Below are 24950 nucleotides of genomic sequence, written 5' to 3' on the forward strand. Positions count from 1 at the left end.
CCCCGAAGGGTTGGTGGTAATAATAATGGTGGTGAGTGTCGTGGTTTTTATTTTCATGGCTTCACTATGCACAGACTTGTAGACGTCTGTCAACGGCTAATTTTTAGCTGTGATTATTTTACCTTTTTAAGGTACCCTTCCAGCTCAGGCTGGTAAACAACCGCTCTGTTGCGTCCCTGACGTTTGGCACAGTACAGCGCTGTGTCGGCGCGCCGGATCAGCTCATCAATGCTTTGGTCAAAATAAGACACCACACCAATACTGATTGTGGCTTTAAGTGTCTGCTGGTTGTACAACATTTTATGCCGGGCGACAGTGTCGCAAATCCGGTTAGCCACTTGCAATGCACCTGTCATGCCGGTATCAGGTAAGATAACGCCAAATTCCTCGCCGCCATAACGGCCGAATAAATCTGTGTCTCTGAGTAATGAACCAATTAAACGGGACAATTCAACCAACACAAAATCGCCGCCCTGGTGACCATATTGATCATTAATATCTTTAAATTTATCCAGGTCAAACAACAACAAAGATAGCGGATGCTGATAACGCCCGGCACGCTGAATTTCATATCCCAGCTGCTGCTGCCAGTAGCGGCGGTTATACACCCCGGTTAAACCGTCGGTGCGGTTAGCGTGTTCCAGTTGCATGACACTTTGCTGCAATTGCTGCTGATACACATAAGCGTCGGTAGCATCTTCAATCAACAAACAAATGTAGCGCGATACGCCATCAGGCGCAGTAAGAGGCAGCATACTGCAGTTCTGCGCCATATACTGGCTGTCACTGCTAAGGGGCCGCAGGTGGGCAAGTTTAATAATGTACTGTCGCTGCTCCCAACTGCTAAACGCCGGTACCTGCAAATGCAATACGCTGTCCAGTTTGCGCTTGAGCCAGGCTATCGGTAAATCTGCAAACACATCTTCCAGTAAGTTACCCTGTACTTTAGCCAGATCAAGCTCAGCACGCCGGGCAATAAACTGGTTAAAAAATACCACCCGGTATTGCGCATCCAATACCAGCACACCGGTATTAAGCTGAGTGAGTAAAGGTTGCAGAAGCCAGTCCAGTTGCATCAAAATTCTGCCAGAATGTTATCCAGCGTCTGACGCAGCCGCAATACCGCCTCTCCGGGAATAAGCAGAATCATGTCGCAGTTGAAACTGTAATCGGTTAACTGATAACGGATATCAACCTGCAGTGCCAATTGCCACTGCTCAGCCGTGTAGGCCAGTTTGTCAGCAAAATACTGATCGCGGCTTGATAAAATACGGGGCGCAGCGTAAGAAAAACTATTTTCCAGTTGCTCTGCCAGCCCGCTTAAAAAGGTGGTTGTCAGCACTGAGCTGATATCGGTCAACATTTCAGCTTCAGAAACGGCATCATCGCTGTAACCCAGCAAGCGGGCAATAACCCCGGCATTGGCCAGCTGGTACAGCATAATGGTTTCACCGCGCAGCCCCTGATCACCAAAAAAACCCAGGCTTACCAATGTTGCGCTTTGTTGCTGATAGCGGTTGGCAAAATGCTGCGATAACAGTGTGGCCTCTACCAGAGCAATAGACGGCACCTGCAAATGCACAAAAGTACCGAGGTAACGCGCCAGCTTGTCACTGGCCTGCCCCATAGCCACATTGACCAACTCTTGCAGGCAATCACGCTGTACATCACTGAAATGCAGTTCTGTCATATCAAACCGTACTTGTGCATAACAGCAGCAAGTTTATCGGCTGTGGCCGGTTTCTGTACAAATGCCAGCGCGCCAAGCTCCATAACGCGTTTTTGCATTTCCGGCTGAATATCAGCAGAAACCACAATAACCAGACAGTCCATAGCCTCAGCTTTGATGGCCTCCAGCACTCCCACCCCGTCAAGCTCCGGCATCGTTAAATCAAGAAATACCAGCCCAACTTCACGTGTTCTCAGGATAGTAAGGGCTTCTACTCCGTTACCGGCGGTAAGAATGTCGGCATCAAAAACTGATGGCAGAGATTTTTTCAGTTGATTCCGGGCAAGCAGGGAATCGTCACAGATAAGTGCGGTTAAAGCCATTTACAGCAGCCTGTATTATTATAATGAATTGGCGTAAACAGGTTAAAAAATATATACAGGGTGCCGCTATAAAGCAATATCTGAGCTATAAATAGCTGACATAAGCTGCAACAACTAACCGTATCCCACTGTAATGCTATTTTCAAAGTTCAGGTTATTGGTTATGGTAGCGGTATAATACTAATAATGTTTCGTTACTCAAGGTTAATTCATGCAACATAAAAGCTTATCCCGTAAGCTCCTGACTAAGGTGTTGTCAGTTTATTTTATCCTGACATTTGTAGTAACACTGGGACAAATTGTTGCGGAGTATTTTAATACTAAGAATCATATCAACGGCGAACTTGAAACCCTGCAACAAACCTTCTCTGGCAGCCTGACGCGTGCAATATGGGAGCTGAATACCCAGCAGGCATTGATTATTGCCGATGGTTTACTGGCAATACCGGCAATAGAAGGCATTATCGTACGGGATGACAGCGGCGCAGTCATCACTCAACTGGGCCGTTATATTGATATAAAAGAGCGTTTTAGTACCCAGTTGGTCAGGGAAGGCGTACGCCTTACCGAGCAGCAATCCGGTATTTTTGGCTATACTTTCCCACTTATTTTTGAATTTTCCGGCCGGGCAACCCAGGTAGGCGATGTCACGCTGTTTTCCAGCCGCGCTGTGGTGATCGACAGAATAAAAGTGGGTATTTATTTCCTGATCGGTAATGCGATGCTTAAAACCACTTTTCTTATTATATTGTTTTTACTGGCGTTTCGCAGACAACTTACTGTACCACTAACAGAGCTGACACAACAGATTGAAGATTTAGAACTGGACCAGCTTGATGGTGCCAAAGTCGAAATACAACATGGCGACACGTCAGAATTAAGTGTTATGGCAGATGCTTTTAACCGTTTGATTGGCCGGGTACAAGACTACAAACATCAGTTAGAAACCACACAAAAACAGCTGATGCTGTCAAATGAGAAGCTGGACCAGCAAAACCTGATGTTAGAGCAGGAAGTTGCGCGTAAAACCTCAGGCCTGAGCCAGGCAATGATGGACTTGCAACAACAAAAACAAGAGCTGGAAGTAAAGCAACAAAGCCTGCGTGAAGAAATAGAGCGCCGCCGCCATACTGAAGATGCACTGCGCAGTAAGCAAACCGAGCTGGAAAAAATTGTCGATAATTTAAAACAGGCGCAAGACAGGCTGGTACAGTCAGAAAAAATGGCTGCGCTTGGCGGCCTGGTCGCTGGTATTACCCATGAAGTGAATACTCCTGTTGGCATAGGCGTTACTGCAACCAGTTTCCTGGCTGAGAAAATTCATGCGCTGGAACTGGCATATCATGACAAAACCTTGTCGCCCAAAGCACTGGAGCATTTTATCGAAGAGGCCAAGCAAGGCTCTGAACTGCTGCAATCAAACCTGATCCGTGCCTCAGAACTGATTGCCAGCTTTAAGCAAATTGCCGTAGATCAAACCAGCGAAGCCATACGAACGATAAATCTGGCTGAATACCTGCACGAAGTTATCCGGTCCTTGCAGCCTAACTTTAAAAAGACCCACCACCACATCGAAGTAAACTGCCCGGACAACATTATGCTGAATTGCCCGGCTGGCGCAATTTCGCAAATTTTTACCAACTTACTGATGAACTCCCTGATCCATGGTTTTGAAGATATGGACAATGGTCTGATCCGCATTACCGTGCTGGACGAAGATGACAATGTGGACATTAAGTACAGTGACAATGGTAAAGGCTTGCCCCCGGAGCAACTGGAAAAACTGTTTCATCCTTTCTTTACCACCAAACGTGATCAAGGCGGCAGTGGCTTAGGTACCCATATCACTTACAACCTGGTACGCCAGACATTGGGCGGCAGTATTCAGGTAGACAGTGAACCGGGCAAAGGTTTGCACTACCATATCTGCTTTCCAAAAAACCTGAAAATCTCAGGCTGATCCACGTTATACTGCCGCTCCGGATTTATTGTTCAGAGTGAATTATGTGGTTTAAGAATGTTCGTGTTTATAAGCTCAGTGCACCACTGAGTACTGATGTTGCTGAGTGGGAGCAAGCCCTTACTGAATTCAAATTTACCCCGCTCACCGCGCAGGAAGCGGTCAGAACGGGGTTTAGTTTTCCGCTGCACCATAGCATTAAACAATACTGTCATCAGTGCGAGCACTTAGTATTTTTTGCAGTAAAACGGCAGGAAAAAATACTGCCGGCAGCGGTAATAAACGAAGAAATGCAGCCTAAACTGGAGGCGCTGGAACAGGAAAAAGGCCGGCCACTCAGCCGCAAAGAAAAACAAAGCCTGAAAGAAGAGTTGCAGCTGAGCTTGTTACCAAGAGCCTTTAGCCGCTCTTCTTTAACACAGGGCTACTATGACCCACAAAACCAGTGGCTGGTGATCAACACCAGCAGTGCCGGCAAAGCAGAAGATGTATTGGCATTGTTACGTAAAGCACTGGGTTCGCTGCCTGCGTTACCATGGCTTGATAACCATAAGCTAAATGCCAGTTTACAACTGTGGTTGCAAAATCAGGCATTACCGCAAGGTTTTGTGCAAGGTAGCGATGCTGAACTTAAAGCACCCGATGAAGAAGGTGCCAAAGTTAAATTCAGTAATCATCTGTTGACTGCTGATGAAGTGCAAAGCCACTTACAGGATAAACTGGTAACCAGCATCAGCCTGGAACAAAGCGAAGGCTTGTCACTGCAAATCACCGATGACGGTGCAATAAAACGGATCAAATTCCACGATTTGCTAACCAGCCAGAACGATGAACTGGGCTGGGAAGATCTGCCAGCAAGGCTGGATGCCGATCTGATGTTAATGGCTGCAGCGCTGAATAAAGCATTACTGAACATCAGCCAGCAACTCAGCACGGCTGAATAGCGGTTCAGCCTAACTGAAAACAGCACGCACATCCTGATATACTGCTTGTATATCAGGATGTTGCATAAAATCTTGCTGGGGTACCATCTGCATCGTCATATAATACCGCAGTAAACGCTGCTGCAGCTCTTTATCTGCATAGCCATCTCTGGCAATTACCGCCAAACGGATAAAATCAGTGTACCCAGGCCCTGGTTTGTCTGGCTGCAGTTTTTGCCAGCTTGATGCCATCTGCTGAAATGGTTCAGCGAAAGCCCAGGCATACATGATCCGAAGACTGACATCAGCAGACAAACTGGTTGCCAGATGCAGTAAGAAACGCGGATCACCAAGTAGTGCTTCCTGCCGCTCTGCTTCGGCAACGATAGGCAAAGCGCCAATATTGTGCACCAACGCCATTAATGTCAGTACGTCTTTATTTAAACCGGTACGCGCCTCACGGCTATTGTAGTAAGACAAACACGCCACTGCGACACTGGCTACCTGTACACTGCTTTGCCACAATGCATCCAGTTGTTGCTGCACTTGTTTATGTTTAGATACAAATACCTGCTCCAGTGCCATAGCAATGGCAATATTACGGATCTGGCTAAGCCCAATGCGCGTGACAGCCTGATTCAGCGTAGAAACCTTGATCGAACGGCCCATAAAAGCACTATTAGCCACTTTTATCATCCGGGCTGCCAGTGCCGGGTCTTGCGCTATAACATCTGCCATCTCCTGCAGGCTGACATTTGGCTCAGTGGCCCTGCGCCGTACTGTCAATGCAACATCCGGTAATGTCGGCAATATCAGCTGATCTTGTTGTATTTTACGTTCAAGGATCTGAAGCAACTGCTGCTGTGCTGGCATAAAAAGGCTCCGGATTAGTAGGCAAAGACAGAATTAACTGCCTGATCAATATGTTGTACTATCAGCTCAGTATAGGTGCCATGGTTCACTTTGCACTCTATAAACGCTGGCAGGTGGTTATTGTGCGCCAATTGTGGGGCATATGTAAAATTATCAGACATCAGAAACGGTGTTATTCTCATTATCTGCCTGAATATTCACTAGTATCTGTGTCAGCAGTTGCCGGCATTCGTCCTGCTGTTGCCTGTTGGCCGCCACTTCAAGTTCGCCAGCCAGCCGGGTAAGCTGCGGATATCCCATACTACCCGCACTGCCTTTAAGGCTGTGAGCTGCAAATGCCAGCTCACGCCACTGTGTGGTGTTAAAGTACTGTTCCAGCTCTTGATACAATTGCGGTAACTGGTTAGCAAACTGGCACTTTAACGCTTGCATTTGCGGATCCTGTGCCAATTGCTGTTCCAGGCTGTTTAAAGCTGATATCGTCTGGTTAGTATACTTTGCCAACAGTGCCATAAGCTCTTTATGGTTAACCGGTTTTGCCAGCAAGCTTTGGCAACCCGCCCGCTTGTAGCGCTCAAGATCTTCGGTCATCACATTTGCTGTTACAGCAATTACCGGCGTATCAATACCGGCATGACGGATTAACTGCGTTGCTTCTTCGCCGCCCATTAACGGCATTTGCATATCCATAAAAATCAGATCAAAATCTTCCGCCAAAGCTCGCTCTACTGCCTTATGGCCGTTATCTACCAGTACGCAGCTGGTATTGGCTTTTTCCAGCATTAGCTGCAGTAGTAGCTGATTGTCCGGGTTATCTTCGGCCACTAATATATGCAGTTGCTGCACCGCAACGGTTTGGGCATTTTGCGAAGCTACCTGAGTCTCTCTTGAAAAAGACTGCACCAGCTCAGTTAACTGGCCTGAACAGTCAAATTGCAGCTCAAAACAGCTACCAATACCTTTTACACTTTCAACCTGTATATCACCACGCATTTGCTGCATCAGTTTTTTTGAAATACACAAGCCAAGCCCGGTACCGCCGAAATGACGGGTTACCGTGGCATCTGCCTGCACAAAAGGCTGGAAAATGCGGCCCTGCTCTTCTGCAGACATTCCGATCCCGGTATCTTTTACTTTAATTGACAGCTGTTGCTGAATGGCGTCGAAAGACACACTGATAACTATTTTGCCTTTTTGGGTAAACTTGACAGCGTTACTGGTTAAGTTTAACAACACCTGCCGAAAGCGTAATACGTCGTTATACAGCATCAGCGGTAACGGAAATTGCAAGTCTAGCTGACAGGTCAGCCCTTTCGCTTCGCCCTGACTACGGGTTAACTGAAAAACATCATCAATCAATGCTAAGCAGTTAAAATGCTCGTGCAACAGCTCCAGTTTTTCTGCTTCTATCTTAGATAAGTCCAGAATATCATTAATTAATCCAAGCAAGTGATCACCGCTTTTCAGTACCCGCTGCAAATAATTTTGCCGCCTGTCGTTATCAGGTTCGGTCTGCGCTTGCTCTGAGAAGCCAATAATGGCAGTAAGCGGAGTACGGATCTCATGGCTCATATTAGCCAGAAACACGCTTTTCAGCCGGTTAGCCTGTTCGGCTGTTTCACGGGCCAGGATCAATTCCTGGTTCGCTGCGGCTAAGTCATCATTGGCGCGGGCTAAATCCTGCGTACGGCGCAGTACTTTGTCTTCCAACTGCTGTTTATAAGCACGTTCCCGTTCGCGATACACCCGTAGCTGACGGACCATAACATTAAAAGCAGCGAACATGTCGCCCAGTTCATCCTGCTTGGTCACTTCCAGTAAAGTAGACAGATCTCCCCGCCCTACTGCTGTTTTCGCCGCTGTCAGTTGTTTAATCGGTTCAAATACATTGCGGATCAATAGCCAGTACACCAGCAAGGGCAACATAAGGCAAACCAGCAATGTCATCAGCACCAGTACCAGCGACAGCATTTTCTGCTGGCGGTACAGTTCGCTCTCATCCAGGCCATATAACAGCTGAAAAGAGCCCGGCAGGCTTTTGCCCAGCAATAGCCGTGTTTGCCCAAGCAAGATCACCGGCTTGAACTTATCAGCATCAATACTTTGCTGGATAGCGCGAAAATTAGTCGGCGCAAAAGCACTGCCAATTAATGCCGGTGTGTTGGCATACGTCACTGTGGCGCTTTTACTGATCAATAAGGTAACGCTGTTAGGCGTATGTTGATACTTAACAATATCAGACAGCAGTTGCGGTTTGACAGCAACCACCAGATATCCCCACAACCGGCGGGACTCACTAACTGAGCCGGCATACAGCTTATGCGCAAAAAACAGCTGCAGGTTTTTGCTGTCGTTGTCACGGGCTAAAAAATAGCCTGATTCATCTACCATAGCCTGCAGTGACGAGAAGTATTCATTACGAAACCGGTTGGGGATACCGGACACTTCGGCTTTGGCTGGTAACTGGGTTTCGTACTCACCGTTCAGGTTCACCAGCTTAAGGGCCACAATATGCTGATCAGCCATTACATATTGATTAAACTGCTGCTCTAACGGTGTCAGTGTAGTATTGCTACGTTGCACGATATGCTGCTGTAGCAGGGGGCTTTGTGCCAGCATGGCAAGCCGGGTTTGTTGCTGCAACAAAAACTGCGTTAGCTCGGTTTGTTGTCTGAACAACGCCTGCTCTGCTTTAAAATAAGCTTCCTGTTGTAAATGTTGCTTGCTGAACTGGTACGCCAGATAGCCAAAAGCCATTACCGGTAATACCAGCAATGGCAACATATAAGCAACGAGCGTTTCGCGTAACCTCATCCCTGTCCTGGCTCACAGGCAAAGCCTTACCGGCTTTGCATATTTTTCATCGCTACAGCATAACCAGCATATGACAACGCCACAAGCGCTAGTTTACATCGGCATGATACAAGGTTTTGATCCAGCGCTCTTCGGTAATAAAGTTCCAGTGCCAGCCTTGCCATTGCTCGCCCAGCCCCTTGTCTACCGCCTGCTGCTCGGTCATACCGGCTGCTTTATACCCTTGCACCACTGCCAGCGTGGCTTCCATCATATCCAGAGAACGTTGCACACCGGCTTTGTCTGTTAACCGGCCATGGCCGGGGATAACTTTAGTCTGCTCGTTTAGCATGCCGATAAGCGTGCGGGTATTGTCAATATAACCTTTAACCGAACCGCCGTTGCTGACATCAATAAACGGAAACCGGCCTTCAAACAACAAATCACCGAAATGTACCGCATTGGCTTGTTCAAACCAGACCACAATATCACCGTCAGTATGGCTTGGCGGCATGTAGTCCAGCCTGACTGTCTGGCCGTTTAACTGTAAGCTAAGCTGGTCACTAAAGGTGATTTTCGGCAAACCATTGCGCGGAAATTTTGCATCCTGTGTTAAACGGCTTAATACGTTGCTATGGGCAATAATATCAATATTGGCTGCAAGTACACTGTTACCGCCGACATGATCACCATGCAGATGAGTATTAATGAGGGTTGTCAGGGGTTTATTTGCGCTTAACTGCAATAACTTAGTTTGAATTTTACCCGCTAATTCAGCATATTGCGTATCGACCAGCAACACCTTATCACCGGCAATTAAGGTAGCCATATTGCCACCGGCACCAGACAACATGTACAGGTTGTCTGCCAGTTTCGTTTCTTCTATCTGTATATCTTTAAAACGGTCAGCCTGTAACGGTAAAGCCGCTAGCAGCAATAGCAGTGTAGTAGTAACTAAGCTAAGTTTCATTGCTTATTATCCCCAGATAAATTTGGCCAGAAATATCAGTGCCAGTATCCAGACACTGAGTGTAGTTTGCTGTAACTTACCAGTAACTAAACATAACACAGCATAACTGATAAACCCCATACCGATACCATCTGAAATAGAGAACGTCAGCGGCATCATAATTAACACAACGCACACCGGCACGGCTTGGATCATATCGTCCCACTCTACATGCTTCAGGCTGCCAAGCATTAAAGTAGCCACATACAGCAAGGCACCGGCTGTAGCGTAAGATGGCACCATAGCGGCCAAGGGTGAAAACCACAATGTGGCCAGAAATAGCAAACCAGTCACTACTGCCATAAGCCCGGTACGGCCACCTGCTGCTACCCCACTGGTACTCTCTACATAGCTGGTGGTGGTGGAGGTACCAAACAGTGCGCCGGCAATGGTAGCACTGCTGTCTGCAATCAGCGCTTTGTTCAGATCCGGTACTGTGCCGTTTTTTTGCATTAAACCCGCTTTATGGCTTACCGCGACCAGAGTGCCGGAGGTATCAAATAAATCCAGAAACAGCAGGCTTAAAATAACCGGTAACATACTCAACTTAAGGGCTGCGGCAAAGTCCAGTTGCATAAAAGTAGGGGCTATTGATGGCGGTAGCGCGACTATACCGGTAAACCGGGTATCACCAAGCCACCATGCAGCAGCAGTTACCAGCAAAATACTGATTAACACCGCACTGTGCCACCCCCGGTGTGCCAGAGCAAAAATAATAAAAAAACCTGCCACGGCTAATAATACTTGTGGGCTGTGTAAATCTCCCAGGGTTACCAGCGTAGCCGGGCTGGCCACAATAATATTGGCGGTTTTAAGCGCTATCAGCGCCAGAAACATACCAATACCGGCAGCTATGCCCATCTTCAGCGGCAACGGTATACTGTTGATAATCCACTCACGGATTTTGAAAATACTCAGCAGCAAAAACAAACAACCGGAGAAAAATACACACGCCAGTGCGGTTTGCCAGCTATGCCCCTGCTCAATCACTATCACATAAGTGAAAAAGGCATTCAGCCCCATACCCGGTGCCAACGCTACCGGCAAGTTGGCCAGCAGGCCCATTAACAGGCAACCTAAGGCAGCAGCCAAACAGGTAGCAACAAAGACTGCCGCCTGATCCATACCAGTTTGTGCCAGCATGGACGGGTTAACAAACAACACATATGACATAGCCATAAAGGTCGTTAAACCCGCTACGGCCTCACGTTTAACCGATGTGCCGCGGGCACTAAGTGCAAAGAGTCTGTCCAGCAAGGTGCTCTTCCTCTAATGTAAAAAGCTGGCAAGATGCCAGCTTTAGTAAAAACGGATAAAATAATTTGCTCAGATAATTTTATTCTGCTGCCAGAATTTTTCTTTATCCAGCCGCTGTTGCCGTTTTTCGCAAGGTTTATCGCAGTCACAGGCTTTTTCTATACCTACTGCGCCCAGGCCACCACAGCTACCGGCAATTGTTTTACGCTGTAACAGATAACCAACGGCCATAGCGATCATCACCAGCAAAAACAAACCAAAAGTTAATAAAAAAATAGTCATAACCACTCCGCTATTGTTTTAAATAAGGCTCAAAAGCTTCAGAGCTAAGCTCTGTATAGCCATCGTCTGTTTTAACCACCAGTAAAACCGCAATACCATGCTGGTTGGCAAAAGCCAGTGCCTCTTGCGAATCCATGACATTAAGCGCTGTAGCATAGCCGTCTGCTGTCATACAGGACGGGTGTAATACCGTAACCGATACGGTACGGTTGTTAATTGGTTTGCCAGTACGCGGATCGAGTAAATGCGAATAACGTATGCCATTCTCTTCAAAGTAATTCCGGTAGTCACCGGAGGTTGCCACACCGATATCGCCAGGTACTAAAATACGTTGCACGGCACGGTCGTTATTAACGGGCTTTTCAATCGCAATTTTCCACGGCTGTTGCTCAGGCTTAACGCCCTTTAAACGCATTTCGCCACCAATTTCTACCAGATAATTAGTAATACCGTTTTGTTCCAGTATCGCCGCTACCTGATCTACACCAAAACCTTTTGCTATGGTAGATAAATCAACGGCAAGTTCAGGTACAGTTTTTTGCAAACCTTGAGCTGTAAGCGCCAACTTATCATAGCCAACCGCAGCACGGGTTTGTTCTATTACCGCATCATCCGGAGCATGCTCTATACGGCCTCTGGCACCAAAGCCCCATAGCTCTACCAAGGGGCCAACTGTCACATCCAACACGCCCTGTGTCTGCTGTGCAATACGTAGCGCTTCTGCCACTACAGTGTGGGTTTGTGGCGACAGCGGAAAAACGCTGCCGTCGCGGTGGCGGTTAAAACGCATTAGCTCCGATTCAGGCCGGTAGGTAGACATTAAGTCGTTTACCAGTTCCAGTTCAATATCAATCTGCTGTTGCAAGGCCGTTTTATCAACTGCAGTGTCGGAATAAAATTTCACCACATAGTAAGTGCCCATCGTGTTACCGTTTAACTGATATTGCTCAGTCGGCGGAGTTGACGGGCTGCATGAAACTAAAATGGCCAGCCCGATAAGAGCCAGCCAGTTTTTCAGCAAAGAAACACGGGACATAAAGGTTCCTGATAGCAGAAGGGGCAACCTGTTACGGTGCCCCTGCTGGTTTTACTTAACTGTTAACCACCGAAGTCGTCTAACAGAATGTTTTCATCTTCTACGCCAAGATCTTTAAGCATATTGATAACCGCTTTATTCATCATCGGCGGGCCGCACATATAGAACTCACAATCTTCCGGCGCTTTATGATTTTTCAGATAGTTTTCATAAATAACATTATGAATAAAACCTGTATAACCGGTCCAGTTATCTTCTGGTTGTGGATCTGATAACGCTACATGCCACTCGAAGTTGTCATTTTCTGCCGCCAGCATATCGAAATCTTCTACGTAGAACATTTCACGCTTAGAGCGGGCACCATACCAGAAGGTAATTTTACGTTTCGATTTTAACCGGCGTAGCTGGTCAAAAATGTGCGAGCGCATTGGCGCCATACCGGCACCACCACCGATAAACACCATTTCTGCTTCAGTTTCTTTGGCAAAGAACTCACCAAAGGGGCCAGAAATAGTCACTTTATCGCCTTCTTTCAGGCTCCAGATATAAGATGACATCTTACCGCACGGTAACGTTAGATTATTTGGCGGCGGCGTAGCAATACGCACGTTCAGCATAATAATGCCTTCTTCTTCCGGATAGTTCGCCATTGAGTATGCACGAATAGTTTCGTCGTCTACTTTTGACTCCAGGCTGAAGAACTTAAAGCGTTCCCAGTCACCACGGTATTGCTCAGGGATGTCAAAATCCTTGTACTTTACATGGTGGGCCGGCGCTTCAATCTGAATATAACCACCGGCGCGGAACGGCACAGACTCGCCATCCGGGATCTGCAGTTTCAGCTCTTTAATAAAAGTGGCCTTGTTATCATTAGAAATAACAGTACAGTCCCATTTTTTGATACCGAAGATTTCCTCTTCAACTTCAATTTCCATGTCAGATTTTACATTCACCTGACAGGACAAACGGCAACCTTCGCGGGCTTCACCTTTAGTAATGTGGCCAAGTTCAGTGGGCAGAATTTCACCGCCACCGGCTTTTACGTGCACCCGGCACTGACCACAAGAACCACCACCACCACAGGCAGATGACAAGAAAATACCGTTATCTGCCAGTGCTCCCAGCAATTTGCCGCCAGCTTTGGTTTTTATCGCTTTACTTGGGTCGCCATTAATACTGATGGTAATGTCACCTGAGGCTACCAGCTTGGATTTAGCTACCAGTATGATAACCACCAAGGCCAGAACCACCAGAGTAAACATGGCAACGCCAAGAATAATATCTAAGTTTTCCATCTTGTGTTCCCTTACCCCTTACAGTGATACGCCAGAGAATGACATAAAGCCAAAGCCCATCAAACCCACTACTAAGAAAGTAATACCCAGACCACGTAAACCATGTGGAATATCTGCGTACTTTAACTTCTCACGAATACCTGCCAGCAGTGTAATAGCCAACATCCAGCCAATCCCGCTACCCAGGCCAAACACTACGCTTTCACCGAAGTTGTAATCACGCTCAACCATAAAGGCTACCGCACCGAAAATAGCGCAGTTAACGGTGATTAACGGCAGGAAGATACCTAAGGCGTTGTACAATGCCGGGAAAAACTTATCCAACGTCATTTCCAGAATTTGTACCAACGCAGCAATAACACCGATATAAGTTAAAAAGCCCAGGAAACTTAAATCAGCCTCCGGGAAACCAGCCCAGGCTAATGCACCCGGAGCCAGCAGATTTTGATACACCAGGTTATTGACCGGTACCGAAATACCTAAAACCACAACCACTGCCACACCCAAGCCAAAAGATGTGGTGATTTTTTTCGATACGGCAATAAAGGTACACATACCAAGGAAGAACGACAACGCCAGGTTTTCAATAAACACTGCGCGGATAAATAAGCTTATATAATGTTCCATCTACAGCTCCTTATGCCTTCTCGACTTGTTCAGTGCGGAAGGTGCGCAGTACCCAGATAAACGCCGCGATAATAATAAAGGCACTTGGTGGCATTAACAGCAAGCCCATTGGCTGATACCAGCCGCCATCTTTTACCAGTGGCATAACTTCGATACCAAATACCGTACCTGAACCACCTAATTCGCGGATAAAAGCTACTGTCATCAGCACCACGCTGTAACCTAAACCATTACCGATACCGTCAAGGAAGCTGATACCTGGCTTGCTCTTCATTGCAAAGGCTTCAGCCCGACCCATAACGATACAGTTGGTAATGATAAGACCAACAAATACCGATAGTTCTTTGGCCACATCGTAAGCAAAAGCTTTTAACAGCTGGTCTACTACGATTACCAGAGATGCAATAATGGTCATCTGCACGATAATGCGCACGCTGGACGGTATATGATTACGAATTAACGAGATAAAAAAGTTAGAAAAAGCCGTTACCAGCGTAAGTGCAATACACATTACCAGGGCTTTATCCATTTTTGTGGTTACCGCCAGTGCAGAACAGATACCCAGTACCTGTAGTGCAATGGGGTTATTAGCAAATACCGGTCCAAAAAGAACGGTTTTAATCTCTTTTGCATTAGCCATTGTTTAATGCTCCATCACGAACTTTGGCCAGGAAAGGCGCAAAACCTTTGGAACCTGCCCAGAAATCGAAAGTGTTCTGTACACCATTAGCCGTTAACGTTGCGCCTGATAAGCCGTCAACTTCATAGGTTGAGTCAGGGCTGGCATTACCCGGTTTGCGAACTTTAATGGCAGGTGAACCAGAGGCATCTAACAGTTTTTTACCTTCAAACTGCTTGACCCAGTTTGGGTTTTGCACTTCGCCACCCAAGCCGGCGGTTTCACCCTGCTCATAGTAGTTAAGGCCTTGTATAGTCGCGCCATCCGGAGCCAGAGCCAGGAAAGCATGCATAGTAGACCATAAACCGTAGCCATGAATTGGCAATACAATTGACGTTAACTCACCAGAGTCAACACCGTTTTCATAGGCCAGGTACACAGGTGCGATATTTGCCCGGGTTTTGATCGAGGCTAAGTCATCCTGCCCTACCAGGCGCGTGCTTTCTTTCGGGTCTTTCATAAACTTGCGGTAATCATAATTTGCTGGCTTTTCAACAAAATCGCCGCTGTCCAGATCAACAAAACGCTCAACAATGTGTTTGCTGTAAAGCTCAGCAACATTGCTACCCGTCAGCAAACCGGTCACTGCCAACACGTTTTTTTGTGAATCGAGCAGTTTATTTGCTGTTTGCTGCGGGCGTAGTTGAACCGCTGCAGTGGATACCACAACCGCACAGACTAAACATAGAGAGATGACTACGATCAGCGTTTTGCTGATGCTATCGTTATTACTAGACATTACGTGCCAGCCTCCGCTTGATATTGGCCTGAGCCACGAAGAAATCGAATAATGGCGCAAACAGGTTCGCGAACAATATGGCTAACATCATACCTTCAGGGTATGCCGGGTTAGCTACACGGATCATCACCACCATAAAGCCAATTAAAATACCGTACGCCCATTTACCCTGATCGGTAAAAGAGGCTGATACCGGATCGGTTGCCATAAAGAACATACCAATAGCAAAACCACCCAGTACTAAGTGCCAGTGCCACGGCATAGCAAACATGGCATTAGATTCAGAGCCAATAGCATTGAACAAGTACGCTGTTAACACCATACCGACCATTACACCAGCAACAATGCGCCAGGAGGCAATGCGGAAGTAAATCAGGGCTAAACCACCAATTAACAGTGCTAATACTGAGGTTTCACCGACAGATCCCGGAATAAAACCATAGAAAGCGTCCCACCAAAGTTGCATATTGGCAGAGTAATCTAAATCACCTGAAGCCGCTTTACTTAACCAGGTCGCACCTGAGTAACCATCAGCGACTGTCCACACTGCATCACCGGAAATTTGCGCCGGGTAAGCAAAGAACAGGAAAGCACGGCCTGCTAAGGCAGGGTTTAAGAAGTTACGGCCAGTACCACCAAACACTTCTTTGGCTACCACAACACCGAAAGTAATACCCAGTGCTACCTGCCACAGCGGAATGGTTGCCGGTAGGATCAGGGCAAACAGGATAGAACTAACAAAGAAGCCTTCGTTCACTTCATGCTTACGCACTGAAGCAAACAATACTTCCCAAAAACCACCAACAATAAAGGTTACGGCATAAATAGGCAGGAACCAAACGGCACCATACCACATTTTACTGCCCCAGCCTGACTGTGCTGTCAACTCACCACCTAAGGCCTGATAAATAGCAACCTGCCAGGTATCTGGTGTACCAAAACCAGCCTGCAGAGCGATAACTGCCTGATGACCAATATTGTACATACCAAAAAACAGCGCCGGGAATAACGCCAGCCAGACAAAGATCATGATGCGTTTTAAATCGATACTGTCACGCACGTGAGTACCGTTTTTCGTAACAAGACCCGGAGTATAAAGGACAGTGGCAATAGCTTCATACAGCGCATACCACTTTTCATATTTACCGCCTTTCTCAAAAGACGGCTCAATGCGCTCTAAAAAATGCTTCAAACTCATGATTAGCCTTCCTTCTGAATGGTCGTCAGGCAACTACGCAAAATGGTGCCATAGTCATACTTACCCGGACACACAAAGGTACACAACGCCAGATCTTCTTCGTCTAATTCCAGACAACCTAAGGATACTGCACCGTCAGTGTCACCCGACACCATATCACGCAGCAGCAGCGTAGGCAGAATATCCAGTGGCATCACACGTTCATAGTTACCAATCGGTACCATGGCACGGGCTGAACCATTCGTGGTAGTAGTCATATTGAACAACCGCTTCGGATTCAGATGCGACAAATAAGCACGGGTTACTGAAAACTTCGTTGCGCCCGGAGCAATCCAGCCCAGGAACTCTTTCTCAGTACCTTCAGCCAGCACAGAAAGCTGGGTATGGTAACGGCCAACATAGCCATGCACGCCATGTGCCGTGGAACCGGCTAACACTGAACCGGAAATAATACGGTTCTGGCCATCTGCCAGTTCACCTGCCGTCAGTTCGCTGGTTGAAGCCCCCAGTACGGTTTTAACCAAACGCGGGTTTTTCACAACCGGGCCGGCAATGGCGATGACGCGCTCACTGTTTAGCTCACCGGTGGTAAATAACTTGCCGATCGCAATAACGTCCTGATAACCGATGTGCCACACTATCTTTTTCGCACTTACCGGGTCCAGCAAGTGAATATGTGTTCCTACCAGACCTGCAGGGTGCGGGCCATCAAACTCTGCAACTTCAGCTTTGCTGATAGTGGGTACTGTAGCGCCGGCTTTCTTACACAGGTATAGCTTACCGCCTGTCAGCGTGGCTAACAGGGTTAAACCCTGGGTAAATGCGTCGCTGTCAGCAGCAATAACTACCGCAGGATCAGCTGCCAGAGGATTGGTATCCATGGCATTGACAAAAATCGCACGCGGAGTACTTTCAATAGCGGGGGTCTGGCTAAACGGGCGGGTGCGAAATGCTACCCACAGTCCTGAGTCCACCAGATTTTGCACCACTTGCTCACGGCTTAACCCAGCGAGCTGATCGGCAGAATATTTGGCAAACTCAACGGCATCATTACCTGCTGCAGCAATCACTACAGATTGTAATACCCGCTTAGCACCACGGTTGATCTCTTTGACGGTGCCCGCTAACGGTGCAGTAAACTTAACACCCGGATTTTTCTTATCTTCGAAAAGTACCTGGCCTTTCTTTACTGTATCGCCAACTTCAACCGACATGGTTGGACGCATACCAATATACTCTTCGCCTAATACAGCGACAGTTTTAATGGTATTGCCCGCACTGATCTCTTGTTTAGGACTGCCCGCGAGGGGAATGTCCAAGCCTTTTTTGAGTTTTATCATACGTACTTGCACTACTATTTTGGGAAGAAACAGGGCCTAGTTTTTCAGCTGCTCACCGCGCAGCGCATCCGGAGTTATTTATCAGGGTTTCCCACTGTTTATTTTTAAACCAGATACACGTATTAAAGTCGCGGATTCTAGCACTAATACAGCTGCCTATCTATGCTGTTACGCAAATTTTCCGGTAAACCAACCGGGCTATATGGCCGTTGGTCTACCTTGGCAGCGCCGCGACATTAGCGTTTTACTGCTGCAAATTCTAGTCAACTTTAGTCCATTTGCGCATAAACAAAAGCCGCCCGTAGGCGGCCTGGTAAAATTAACCGGCAATGTTTTGCAGTGGTACCATGGGTGAGACATCTGCATCATAATCAACATGGCTGTAGCCAAAGCCAAATAGCCTCAAGAATTCATTATGATAGCCTTTGTAATCAGTCAATGTATCAATACTGTCTGTTGTTACCTGGCCCCATAACTCTTTTACTGCCTGTTGAATATGTGCGCTAAGCTCTTTACCGTCCATACGTAAACGGCCGGCCTCGTCCATTACAGGTGTATCACTGTACAACCCCTGACGGAATAAACCATCAATCTGCTCAATACAACCCTCATGTGTGCCTTCTTCTTTCATGACACGATACAGCAGAGAGATATACAACGGCATAATAGGAATAGCAGAACTGGCCTGAGTAACCAGCGCTTTTAATGACGCTACGTACGCCTTACCTTTCTTACCGGCTAACCGAGCAGTAATGGCCGCAGCAGCACGATCTAAATCTTCTTTCGCTTTGCCGATAGTGGCTTTACCATAAATAGGCCAGGTCAGCTCTTTACCAATATAGGTGTAAGCTACTGTCTGGCAGTTATCTGCCAGTACGCCGGCGGCATCCAGTTGATTTAACCAGCGCTCCCAGTCTTCACCACCCATTACTTTTACTGTCTGATAAATTTCATCGTCGTTTGCCGGCTCAACTGACACCTCTTCAATTTCACGCTTGCTGGTATTGAGCGTTCTGGCGGTGTACGACTGACCAATAGGTTTTAATACTGAACTGAATATTTCGCCACTGACCGGGTCTTTGCGCCGCGGGGCAGCCAGGCTGTACACCACCAGATCGATTTTACCCATTTCATTGCGGATAATATCAATGGCCTGTGCTTTTAACTCGTCAGTAAATGCATCACCATTAATATGTTTATTCCACAGCCCCTCAGCCTGAGCGGCTTGTTCAAATGCGGCCGTGTTATACCAACCGGCAGAGGCCGTTTTGCTCTCTGTGGGTTCCTTTTCAAAAAATATACCCAGGGTTTTAGCACCAGAGCCAAAAGCTGCTGTAATACGTGAAGCCAGGCCGTAACCGGTAGAGGCGCCAATCACCAGCACATTTTTCGGCCCGTTGGCTACAGGGCCGGCTTTTTTTACATACTCGATTTGTTCTTTTACATGCTCGGCACAGCCGACAGGATGGGCGTTAGTACAGATAAAACCACGAATTTTCGGTTGAATAACCATGACAGCTCCTGCTGTTGTCTCGACAAAATTGACGCTAGTGTAAAACTTTACCGCAGAAAACAGGTCTGATCAGCACGTTTTACCTGCCAGATTAAAATTAATATACGCCGGACAGAAAAAAAGCGTCATACCGACGCTTTTTCAGTTTTATTGCCACCATAGCATCGTGGCGACACCGGTGGTTTTTCGGCGTAGTATTCGTACCACTCAGACGGTGTGTACGTATGTAACGCCAATGCATGTATCTTCTCTGCCAATTCCTCTGCCACTATGGCATTAACTGCCCGGTGGCGTTGTAACAAGCGCATACCATTAAAAGCCGGTGTTACAATAACCACTTTAAAATGCGATTCAGACCCCTGAGGCACATTATGCAGGTGGCTTTCATTCACCACATCAAGGAACACAGGATCAAATGCACTAAGTAACTTCTGCTCAATAGCTGTATGAATCAACATAGCCCTAATCCTTTTTTATTCCTTTAATTAACTCTAGATGCCTGCGCTAAACTTGCCAGCAGGTTTTGCTGTCAAGTTAAATAATCCGAACTAACGGGCTGGTGGCGTTACTAAAAATAAATTTGTCTAAACCTTTGGCGCAATATAACGAAAGGTCAGGTTTAGCCTTGCCTCCGTTACCCGACTTTGCTTTGGCAAGCGGTGCAACCAGTGCTGCTGGCAGCCCCGGCCCATCAGCAGCAAACTACCGGGCGTTAAATCCAGCGCCAGTTGCCAATGCTGCCGGCGGTGTTTTAACTCAAAACGCCGCGCAGCGCCAAGACTGACAGAGGCGATAACAGGATCATCGCCCAGTTCAGCTTCATTGTCAGCATGCCAACCCATATGTTGCTGACCGTTTGCATATAAATTCAGCAATACGCAGTTAAGCGGCTGCTGCAAAAACCGGCTTACCTCGTCAGTAAGTTGCTTTACCGCCGGATGCCAGGGCGCTGGCATAAAAGTAGTGCCTGAATAACGATAACTGCAGTGACTGTCGCCCATCCATACCTGTTGGCGCGGTATTTTTACTTTTTTACCAAACATCATAATGCTGTCCTGCGCCCAGACTAACTGAGTACCCAGTTCAGCTTGTAGCGCCACACTTTCAGTGGCATTTAGCCAGCCCGGCCATAATATCACTTGCGCATCAGGTAACTGAAATACTTGCCCGGGGTATTGCTGGTTGTCGGTCTGGCGTGGCCGTGTCAAAATACTCATCTTATTTCATCACTCGTGTTTCTATGAATACCACTTTTGTGCATTCTCAAGGCAGCCTGCAATTGCACCGCTGGCCGCTTAACCAACCTAATAACAGCTTACAGGCATGGGATGCAGCTGACGAGTTGTTGATCCTGCACGCACAGGAAGCCATTGCTCAATTTACAGCGCAACATCAACGCCAGCCTGCTTTGTTGCTTATTAATGACAGTTTCGGTGCATTATCCTGTGCACTGTCTGGCTGCCCGCAGGTTCAGGTAAATGACTCTGTACTGGCAGCAAAAGGCACTTTATATAACCGCCGGCAAAACAATATTGCAGATAGCGGCCTGCAGCAACTCTCCAGCCTGGCGCCCTACCCCGCACGGCCAGACATAGTGCTGCTAAAGCTTCCCAATAATCACAGTTATCTGCAATATGTATTGCAACAGCTTGCCGGTGTAGTTACGCCGCAAAGTATCATTCTGGCCAGCGCCAAAGCAAAAGATATCAGCCGTAATGTGCTGGCAATGTTTAACAGTACGCTGGGCCCGGCCACAGCGTCGCTCACAGTAAAGAAGTGCCGGCTGATCCAATGCAGCTTTAGCGCGCCGCTGCCGGGAGCGGCAGCAGTAGAGTTTCCGTTAGCCTGGCCGCTGGAGCAGACCGGGTTTACCGTGATAAACCATGCAAATGTGTTTTCCCGGGAAAAACTCGATCAGGGTGCACGGTTCTTTTTACAGCATTTGCCCGAAATTAAAGGCGCCCAGCGTGTTATAGACTTAGGCTGTGGCAATGGCGTATTGGGGCTTGCACTGTTAAATCAGCACAATGATTTTCAACTGCTGTGTTGTGATGAATCTTATATGGCGGTTGATTCGGCCCGGCAAACCGTAGCAAACAACTTGCCAGACAAATTATCGCGCTGTGAGTTTGTTGTAGATGACTGTCTGAGTCTGCAGGCAGACAAATCGGCCGATATTGTGCTGTGCAACCCGCCTTTTCATCAGCAACACGCCGTTACCAGCCATATTGCCAGCCAGATGTTTACTGATGCCAAAAGGGTGCTAAAACAAGGCGGCCGCTTGCGCATAGTAGCAAATCGTCATCTGGGGTATGCTGATGTACTTAAGCGTTTATTCGGCAATTGCCAACAGCTGGCGGCCGACCCTAAATTTATTATTTTAGAAGCCATAAAAAGGAGCTGAACATGCGCTACATACTTTTAACTTTGCTGTTGCTTGCCGGTTGCAGCGCCCCAACACCCAAATTTATTCTGTCGCCGCAAGTATTCTGGCCGCAATCCAATCAACTGCAACAAGCAAGGTTCGCTTTTGCCGTGTCTGATGAACGCGGCAGACCATATTCATTGCGGATCCAAAAAGGCTCTGACATACAGCAGATTAATGCCAGCAACAATATCAGTGCTGACATACAAAACACTATGGCACAAGCGCTGACAGAGCAGGCGGCGATACTTGACCAAAACAGCAATACCCAAATGACCATAAGAATAACCCTGCTACAGGCCCTGGTAGATCAGCGCTCGCTGGAGCACGCTGTTACTAATCAGGTTTCGTTAACTGTGTTTGTACAGAACGATCAGGGAACCTTTAGCAAAACTTATTCCGGCGACAGTAGCTATACAGCACCATTTCGCATGGATGTAGCTGCAGTTGAACGCGAATTACGTGTATTAACAGAACAAGTGCTTGGCCAAATTCTGCAAGACAGCAGCTGGCACCAGGCCGTTCGGGGGTAATATGCGTAGCTGGATCACATTAACGCTGCTGTTGTTTACTCTGCTAACGAGCAAAACTGAGGCCGGACAATTTATCCAGCCTAATAATTTATATCCCAAAGTAAAACTGATGACATCGCATGGTGATATTATTGTTGAGCTGGATCGCAGCCGTGCTCCGCTTAGCGTCAATAATTTTCTCAGTTACGTTAAAAAGAAAAGTTACGACAACACACTGTTTCACCGGCTGGAACCTGAATTTGTCTTGCAGGGCGGCGGTTATGATGCAAACTATAAACCGGTAGAAGAACAAAAACCGGTGTTCAACGAATCAGGCAACGGCATGAAAAACCAGCTGGGCACTATTGCCATGGCACGCCTGACTGATCCGCACAGTGCCACCAGCCAGTTTTTCTTTAATCTGCAGGATAATCCACACCTGGATCCCGGCCGCAACTGGGGTTATGCAGTATTTGGCTACATTATTGAAGGTAATGATGTGATTGAGAAAATCAAAGCGGTGGCCACAGACACATCAGCAGAACTTGGTTGGCCAAACGTGCCGGTAGAAAAGGTGTTGTTAAAAACTGCTATTGTACTGCCAGAGCAATAAAAGCGGCTATACTTTGCCTTAACAGTCTTGTCAGTAAGAGGCCGCTGTTAAGGCAATATATGTTAAACCACTTTATTGAACAAAAATCGCAACAGCTGATTTTCTACATTTCCCGTTACTTTCGTGGCCGCTTACCACACAGCGAGCTGCACCTGTTTATTTGGGATACATTGGAAGAATGGGCACAACTCAGTGCCTCTTTGCAGCAACCATGCAGCAGCCGGGAACGTGTGTTCTGGCACTTAATTCATCAGTTAGAATTCTGGCCCGATAGCATACTGCAGGAAGACAAACTATTACGCCGTAATATTCAGGATTGCCTCTGTTACCTTAAGGGCTATGGTGTGGCACCACCAGATTGTGTTGGTATCAGGCCCTAGACCGGATACTCTTGCGCAGTTTACAGAGCTTGACCAGAATAATCCGCACTGTAAGCTAGGCCTACAAGCGTGTTTTAGCGGATGTCCGTTTTGCCTAATTACCTAGCCTGGCTATCTGGCCTGAGTATCTATTTCCAACGTCGTGTACTGAGTATCTTTATACTGGGCTTTTCCAGTGGTCTGCCGCTAATGCTGGTGTTTGGTGTACTGTCTTTTTGGTTACGTGAAGCGCAGGTATCGCGTTCCGATATTGGTTATTTCAGCTGGGTAGCAATGGCATACGCCATAAAATGGCTGTGGTCACCGCTGGCTGATCATCTTAAAATTCCGATTTTACATCAAAAACTGGGCAGAAGGCGCAGCTGGCTGCTGCTATCCCAGCTTAGCGTAATGATTGCAATTTGCTGTATGGCATTAACCGACCCGCAGCAGGATTTAGCCCTGATGGCTGCTTTTGCTGTCGTGCTGGCTTTTGCATCAGCAACCCAGGATATTAATGTTGATGCCTTTCGTATTGAAAGTGCACCTGAAAAACTGCAGGCTGCGCTGGCGGCCGCCTACCTTGCCGGCTACCGGCTGGCAATGATTATGGCATCAGCGGGTACCTTGTGGCTGGCTGCTATCTTCTCCAATGGAAGTGCTTATGATTTAACCGGTTGGCAACAGGCCTATTTGGTTATGGGGCTATGTATGCTGCCGGGCATCATCACCACCTTACTTAGCAAAGAGCCTGTCAGTGGCCTGCAACAGCAACAGTATACCAATGGCACCTTATTACAGCGTACTCTGTCCTGGCTAAAACAAGCTGTGGTAGCGCCCTTTATTGACTTCTTCAGCCGCTATAAATGGCATGCTTTACTGATCCTGTCGCTGATTGCGTGTTACCGCCTTAGCGACGTTGTAATGGGCGTGATGGCAAATGCGTTTTATGTTGATATGGGCTACAGCAAAGAAGAGGTTGCCAGCGTATCGAAAATTTATGGTGTTATTATGACGTTGCTCGGCGCTGCCCTCGGCGGAGTACTGATTAATAAGTTTGGCGTAATTAAAATTCTGTTTATTGGTGCGCTGCTAAGTGCAGTAACTAATTTGTTGTTTTCTGCATTAAGCCAGATTGGCTATGATCTGGTATGGTTAACCTTAGTGATCTCAGCAGATAATTTAAGCGCAGGCATCGCTACCAGTGCCTTTCTTGCTTATTTGGCTTCTTTAGTTAATCTGGCGTTTACCGCCACCCAATATGCGATATTCAGCTCGCTGATGTTGTTGCTGCCTAAATTTACCGGTGGCTTTTCCGGGGTATGGGTAGAGCAGCTGGGCTATAGCCAGTTTTTTGTTATGACGGCGCTGATGGGAATACCGGCATTAGTACTAATTGTATTGTTGGCGCGTGCTGAGCGCTTAAAACAGAACGCCGCACAGTAGCGCGGCGTTGCTGACATAG

General features: G+C 47.3%; 25 protein-coding genes. 7 read left to right on the plus strand and 18 right to left on the minus strand.

The annotated features are described in order from the left end of the window. Positions 1–113: 113 nt before the first annotated feature. From J3B89_RS05585 to J3B89_RS05595, 3 genes are read right to left on the minus strand one after another with little or no spacing between them, the layout of a single operon-like run. Positions 114–1076 (minus strand): sensor domain-containing diguanylate cyclase, encoded by a 963-nt coding sequence (locus tag J3B89_RS05585; RefSeq protein WP_215396531.1) that lies wholly within the window; start codon positions 1074–1076, stop codon positions 114–116. Further along, the gene (locus J3B89_RS05590; protein ID WP_215396532.1) at positions 1076–1690 is read right to left on the minus strand and encodes a chemotaxis protein; all 615 of its coding nucleotides are present in this window, start codon (positions 1688–1690) and stop codon (positions 1076–1078) included. Before J3B89_RS05590 ends, J3B89_RS05585 begins: the two co-directional genes overlap by 1 nt. After that, on the minus strand, positions 1687–2052 hold the full coding sequence (locus J3B89_RS05595; protein WP_215396533.1) for a response regulator: 366 nt from the start codon (positions 2050–2052) through the stop codon (positions 1687–1689). Before J3B89_RS05595 ends, J3B89_RS05590 begins: the two co-directional genes overlap by 4 nt. 211 nt (positions 2053–2263) lie before the next feature. On the opposite strand from J3B89_RS05595, the gene J3B89_RS05600 reads away from it, so the two are divergent. Both J3B89_RS05600 and J3B89_RS05605 read left to right on the plus strand, forming a co-directional pair. Then, complete coding sequence (locus J3B89_RS05600; protein ID WP_215396534.1) at positions 2264–4012, plus strand: sensor histidine kinase; 1749 nt, start codon at positions 2264–2266, stop codon at positions 4010–4012. A gap of 44 nt (positions 4013–4056) precedes the next feature. Continuing rightward, positions 4057–4956, plus strand: coding sequence for a recombination-associated protein RdgC (locus J3B89_RS05605; protein ID WP_215396535.1), 900 nt, complete (start codon positions 4057–4059; stop codon positions 4954–4956). 9 nt (positions 4957–4965) lie between these two features. On the opposite strand, the gene J3B89_RS05610 is transcribed toward J3B89_RS05605, so the two are convergent. From J3B89_RS05610 to J3B89_RS05680, 15 genes are all read right to left on the minus strand, one after another. Beyond that, the gene (locus tag J3B89_RS05610) at positions 4966–5808 is read right to left on the minus strand and encodes an HDOD domain-containing protein (RefSeq protein WP_215396536.1); all 843 of its coding nucleotides are present in this window, start codon (positions 5806–5808) and stop codon (positions 4966–4968) included. 153 nt (positions 5809–5961) lie between these two features. Further along, complete coding sequence (locus J3B89_RS05615) at positions 5962–8622, minus strand: ATP-binding protein (RefSeq protein WP_215396537.1); 2661 nt, start codon at positions 8620–8622, stop codon at positions 5962–5964. 88 nt (positions 8623–8710) lie between these two features. Further along, entirely contained in the window at positions 8711–9571 is an 861-nt protein-coding gene (locus tag J3B89_RS05620; protein ID WP_215396538.1) for an MBL fold metallo-hydrolase, read from the minus strand. 6 nt (positions 9572–9577) lie between these two features. Continuing rightward, a complete protein-coding gene (locus J3B89_RS05625) occupies positions 9578–10867 on the minus strand; it encodes an NCS2 family permease (RefSeq protein WP_215396539.1) in 1290 nt (429 codons plus the stop codon). A gap of 69 nt (positions 10868–10936) precedes the next feature. Then, positions 10937–11149, minus strand: a complete 213-nt coding sequence (gene nqrM, locus J3B89_RS05630; protein WP_215396540.1) for a (Na+)-NQR maturation NqrM — start codon at positions 11147–11149, stop codon at positions 10937–10939. A 10-nt stretch (positions 11150–11159) separates the two neighbouring features. Continuing rightward, positions 11160–12185: an FAD:protein FMN transferase gene (locus tag J3B89_RS05635; protein ID WP_215396541.1), complete on the minus strand. Its 1026-nt coding sequence runs from the start codon at positions 12183–12185 to the stop codon at positions 11160–11162. 62 nt (positions 12186–12247) lie between these two features. Next, on the minus strand, positions 12248–13480 hold the full coding sequence (gene nqrF, locus J3B89_RS05640; RefSeq protein WP_215396542.1) for an NADH:ubiquinone reductase (Na(+)-transporting) subunit F: 1233 nt from the start codon (positions 13478–13480) through the stop codon (positions 12248–12250). A gap of 18 nt (positions 13481–13498) precedes the next feature. After that, positions 13499–14107, minus strand: coding sequence for an NADH:ubiquinone reductase (Na(+)-transporting) subunit E (gene nqrE / locus J3B89_RS05645; protein WP_215396543.1), 609 nt, complete (start codon positions 14105–14107; stop codon positions 13499–13501). 10 nt (positions 14108–14117) lie between these two features. Beyond that, positions 14118–14747, minus strand: a complete 630-nt coding sequence (locus tag J3B89_RS05650) for an NADH:ubiquinone reductase (Na(+)-transporting) subunit D (protein ID WP_215396544.1) — start codon at positions 14745–14747, stop codon at positions 14118–14120. Further along, a complete protein-coding gene (locus tag J3B89_RS05655; RefSeq protein ID WP_215396545.1) occupies positions 14740–15525 on the minus strand; it encodes a Na(+)-translocating NADH-quinone reductase subunit C in 786 nt (261 codons plus the stop codon). Before J3B89_RS05655 ends, J3B89_RS05650 begins: the two co-directional genes overlap by 8 nt. Beyond that, positions 15518–16723, minus strand: coding sequence for an NADH:ubiquinone reductase (Na(+)-transporting) subunit B (locus J3B89_RS05660; RefSeq protein ID WP_215396546.1), 1206 nt, complete (start codon positions 16721–16723; stop codon positions 15518–15520). The genes J3B89_RS05655 and J3B89_RS05660 overlap by 8 nt, the downstream gene beginning before the upstream one ends. A 2-nt stretch (positions 16724–16725) precedes the next feature. Further along, a complete protein-coding gene (locus J3B89_RS05665; protein ID WP_215396547.1) occupies positions 16726–18063 on the minus strand; it encodes a Na(+)-translocating NADH-quinone reductase subunit A in 1338 nt (445 codons plus the stop codon). A 319-nt stretch (positions 18064–18382) separates the two neighbouring features. After that, positions 18383–19576 (minus strand): enoyl-ACP reductase FabV, encoded by a 1194-nt coding sequence (gene fabV, locus J3B89_RS05670; RefSeq protein WP_215396548.1) that lies wholly within the window; start codon positions 19574–19576, stop codon positions 18383–18385. A gap of 125 nt (positions 19577–19701) precedes the next feature. After that, positions 19702–20034, minus strand: coding sequence for a BolA family protein (locus J3B89_RS05675; protein ID WP_215396549.1), 333 nt, complete (start codon positions 20032–20034; stop codon positions 19702–19704). A 126-nt stretch (positions 20035–20160) separates the two neighbouring features. Continuing rightward, positions 20161–20793 carry an alpha-ketoglutarate-dependent dioxygenase AlkB family protein gene (locus tag J3B89_RS05680; RefSeq protein WP_215396550.1) on the minus strand — a complete coding sequence of 211 codons (633 nt, stop codon included), beginning with the start codon at positions 20791–20793 and terminating at the stop codon, positions 20161–20163. 23 nt (positions 20794–20816) lie between these two features. Between J3B89_RS05680 and J3B89_RS05685 the strand changes: the two genes are divergently transcribed. From J3B89_RS05685 to J3B89_RS05705, 5 genes are all read left to right on the plus strand, one after another. Then, positions 20817–21980, plus strand: a complete 1164-nt coding sequence (locus J3B89_RS05685; protein ID WP_215396551.1) for a methyltransferase — start codon at positions 20817–20819, stop codon at positions 21978–21980. A gap of 2 nt (positions 21981–21982) precedes the next feature. Then, entirely contained in the window at positions 21983–22534 is a 552-nt protein-coding gene (locus J3B89_RS05690; protein ID WP_215396552.1) for a YajG family lipoprotein, read from the plus strand. 1 nt (position 22535) lies between these two features. Continuing rightward, on the plus strand, positions 22536–23126 hold the full coding sequence (locus tag J3B89_RS05695) for a peptidylprolyl isomerase (protein WP_215396553.1): 591 nt from the start codon (positions 22536–22538) through the stop codon (positions 23124–23126). Between the two features lie 59 nt (positions 23127–23185). Continuing rightward, positions 23186–23506 (plus strand): hypothetical protein, encoded by a 321-nt coding sequence (locus tag J3B89_RS05700; RefSeq protein WP_215396554.1) that lies wholly within the window; start codon positions 23186–23188, stop codon positions 23504–23506. A 90-nt stretch (positions 23507–23596) separates the two neighbouring features. Then, a complete protein-coding gene (locus J3B89_RS05705; RefSeq protein WP_433915364.1) occupies positions 23597–24931 on the plus strand; it encodes an AmpG family muropeptide MFS transporter in 1335 nt (444 codons plus the stop codon). The last annotated feature ends 19 nt before the right edge of the window (positions 24932–24950 follow it).

This window comes from Rheinheimera oceanensis, assembly GCF_018831085.1.
In the GTDB taxonomy this organism is placed as follows: domain Bacteria; phylum Pseudomonadota; class Gammaproteobacteria; order Enterobacterales; family Alteromonadaceae; genus Alishewanella; species Alishewanella oceanensis.

Coding starts and splice junctions, on each gene's coding strand:
- J3B89_RS05595 (WP_215396533.1), bottom strand. CDS start 2,052: ATGGCTTTAACCGCACTTATCTGTGACGATTCCCTGCTTGCCCGGAAT.
- J3B89_RS05585 (WP_215396531.1), bottom strand. CDS start 1,076: ATGCAACTGGACTGGCTTCTGCAACCTTTACTCACTCAGCTTAATACC.
- J3B89_RS05600 (WP_215396534.1), top strand. CDS start 2,264: ATGCAACATAAAAGCTTATCCCGTAAGCTCCTGACTAAGGTGTTGTCA.
- J3B89_RS05590 (WP_215396532.1), bottom strand. CDS start 1,690: ATGACAGAACTGCATTTCAGTGATGTACAGCGTGATTGCCTGCAAGAG.
- fabV (WP_215396548.1), bottom strand. CDS start 19,576: ATGGTTATTCAACCGAAAATTCGTGGTTTTATCTGTACTAACGCCCAT.
- J3B89_RS05620 (WP_215396538.1), bottom strand. CDS start 9,571: ATGAAACTTAGCTTAGTTACTACTACACTGCTATTGCTGCTAGCGGCT.
- J3B89_RS05655 (WP_215396545.1), bottom strand. CDS start 15,525: ATGTCTAGTAATAACGATAGCATCAGCAAAACGCTGATCGTAGTCATC.
- nqrM (WP_215396540.1), bottom strand. CDS start 11,149: ATGACTATTTTTTTATTAACTTTTGGTTTGTTTTTGCTGGTGATGATC.
- J3B89_RS05690 (WP_215396552.1), top strand. CDS start 21,983: ATGCGCTACATACTTTTAACTTTGCTGTTGCTTGCCGGTTGCAGCGCC.
- J3B89_RS05695 (WP_215396553.1), top strand. CDS start 22,536: ATGCGTAGCTGGATCACATTAACGCTGCTGTTGTTTACTCTGCTAACG.
- J3B89_RS05675 (WP_215396549.1), bottom strand. CDS start 20,034: ATGTTGATTCATACAGCTATTGAGCAGAAGTTACTTAGTGCATTTGAT.
- J3B89_RS05665 (WP_215396547.1), bottom strand. CDS start 18,063: ATGATAAAACTCAAAAAAGGCTTGGACATTCCCCTCGCGGGCAGTCCT.
- nqrF (WP_215396542.1), bottom strand. CDS start 13,480: ATGGAAAACTTAGATATTATTCTTGGCGTTGCCATGTTTACTCTGGTG.
- J3B89_RS05635 (WP_215396541.1), bottom strand. CDS start 12,185: ATGTCCCGTGTTTCTTTGCTGAAAAACTGGCTGGCTCTTATCGGGCTG.
- J3B89_RS05650 (WP_215396544.1), bottom strand. CDS start 14,747: ATGGCTAATGCAAAAGAGATTAAAACCGTTCTTTTTGGACCGGTATTT.
- J3B89_RS05610 (WP_215396536.1), bottom strand. CDS start 5,808: ATGCCAGCACAGCAGCAGTTGCTTCAGATCCTTGAACGTAAAATACAA.
- nqrE (WP_215396543.1), bottom strand. CDS start 14,107: ATGGAACATTATATAAGCTTATTTATCCGCGCAGTGTTTATTGAAAAC.
- J3B89_RS05605 (WP_215396535.1), top strand. CDS start 4,057: ATGTGGTTTAAGAATGTTCGTGTTTATAAGCTCAGTGCACCACTGAGT.
- J3B89_RS05685 (WP_215396551.1), top strand. CDS start 20,817: ATGAATACCACTTTTGTGCATTCTCAAGGCAGCCTGCAATTGCACCGC.
- J3B89_RS05615 (WP_215396537.1), bottom strand. CDS start 8,622: ATGAGGTTACGCGAAACGCTCGTTGCTTATATGTTGCCATTGCTGGTA.
- J3B89_RS05700 (WP_215396554.1), top strand. CDS start 23,186: ATGTTAAACCACTTTATTGAACAAAAATCGCAACAGCTGATTTTCTAC.
- J3B89_RS05660 (WP_215396546.1), bottom strand. CDS start 16,723: ATGAGTTTGAAGCATTTTTTAGAGCGCATTGAGCCGTCTTTTGAGAAA.
- J3B89_RS05680 (WP_215396550.1), bottom strand. CDS start 20,793: ATGAGTATTTTGACACGGCCACGCCAGACCGACAACCAGCAATACCCC.